Below are 1,633 nucleotides of genomic sequence, written 5' to 3' on the forward strand. Positions count from 1 at the left end.
TGCTGCCGCGCACTCGGCCATGCGGGCCGCGAACACCGGGGAGGTGTCGAGGAGTTCGGCCGCCATGCCGGTCCACTGCGCGCCCTGCCCGGGGAAGACGAAGACGGTGCGGGGGTTGGGGTGGGCTTCGGTGGTGTGGGTGGTGGTGTCGGGGCGGCCTTCGGTGAGGGCGGTGAGGGCGGTTTCGAACCCGTCCCGGTCGGTTGCGGTGATGGCGGCGCGGTGTTCGAAGTGGGAGCGGGTCAGGGCGAGGGAGTAGCCGATGTCGGTGACCGAGGCGCCTGTGTCCTGGCGTATGTGGGTCAGGAGTCTGGCTGCCTGGGCGCGCAGTGCTGATTCTGTTTTGCCCGACAGCAGCCACGACACCGCCGCCGGGGCCTCCGGGGCCTGCTCGAAAACCTCCGCCGGCTCCTCCTCCGGCGCCTGCTCCAGGATCACATGCGCGTTCGTACCGCTGAGGCCGAAGGAGGAGACCCCGGCGCGGCGCGGGCGGTCGGCCGTGTCCGGCCAGTCACAGGATTCGGTGAGGAGTTCCACCGCGCCTGCGGTCCAGTCGACGTGGGACGTCGGAGCGTCCACGTGGAGGGTCTGCGGAACGATGCCGTGGCGCATGGCCAGGACCATCTTCATGATGCCGGCGACGCCGGCGGCGGCCTGGGTGTGGCCGATGTTCGACTTGATCGAGCCGAGGAGCAGCGGCCGGTCCTCAGGGCGGTTCCGGCCGTAGGTGGCGAGCAGGGCCTGCGCCTCGATCGGGTCGCCGAGCTTCGTGCCCGTACCGTGCGCCTCGACGACGTCCACGTCGGCGGTGGTCAGACCGGCGTTGCTCAGGGCCTGCCGGATGACGCGCTGCTGGGACGGGCCGTTGGGGGCGGTCAGGCCGTTGCTGGCGCCGTCCTGGTTGACGGCGGTGCTGCGGACCACGGCGAGAACGTCGTGGCCGTTGCGGCGCGCCTCGGACAGGCGCTCCACGAGGAGCACGCCGACGCCCTCGCCCCAGACGGAGCCGTCCGCTGCGTCCGCGAAGGCCTTGCAGCGGGAGTCGGCGGCCACCGCCTGCTGCTTGCCGAGGTCGGCGAACGTACCGGGGGTGGCCATGACGTTGACGCCACCGACCAGTGCCATCGTGCACTCGCCGCCACGCAACGCCTGCGTGGCCAGGTGGAGGGCGACGAGGGACGACGAGCAGGCCGTGTCGACGGTGACGGCCGGACCCTCCAGACCGAACGTGTACGAGATGCGTCCTGACGCGACGCTCCCGGACGTACCGCTGGCCACATAGCCCTCGGCGCCCGCCGGGACCCTGGCCAGCAGGGCCACGTAGTCCTGCGTGTTGACGCCGACGAAGACACCGGCCGGGCTTCCCTTGAGGGTGCGGGGGTCGATGCCCGCGTTCTCGAAACTCTCCCACGACGCCTGGAGGAGCAGCCGGTGCTGCGGGTCCATGGCGAGGGCCTCGCGCGGCGAGATCCCGAAGAAGCCGGGGTCGAAGTCGCCCGCGTCCGGGAGGAATCCGCCTTGGATCGCGGGTGCGCTCGACCACCCGTCCTCCGATGCGGCGGACGGCACCAGGAGTTCCCACTGTCGGTCGGTGGGGACGGTGTCGATGGCGTCGTGGCCTTGGGTGACGAGG

General features: G+C 71.5%; 1 protein-coding gene. It reads right to left on the minus strand.

What is annotated here, in order from left to right:
- Positions 1–1,633 (minus strand): type I polyketide synthase (locus tag ACLF6P_RS29810; RefSeq protein ID WP_415954535.1); only part of this gene is annotated, 1,633 nt, incomplete at both ends.

Source organism: Streptomyces lothianensis, from assembly GCF_047779955.1.
GTDB lineage: Bacteria > Actinomycetota > Actinomycetes > Streptomycetales > Streptomycetaceae > Streptomyces.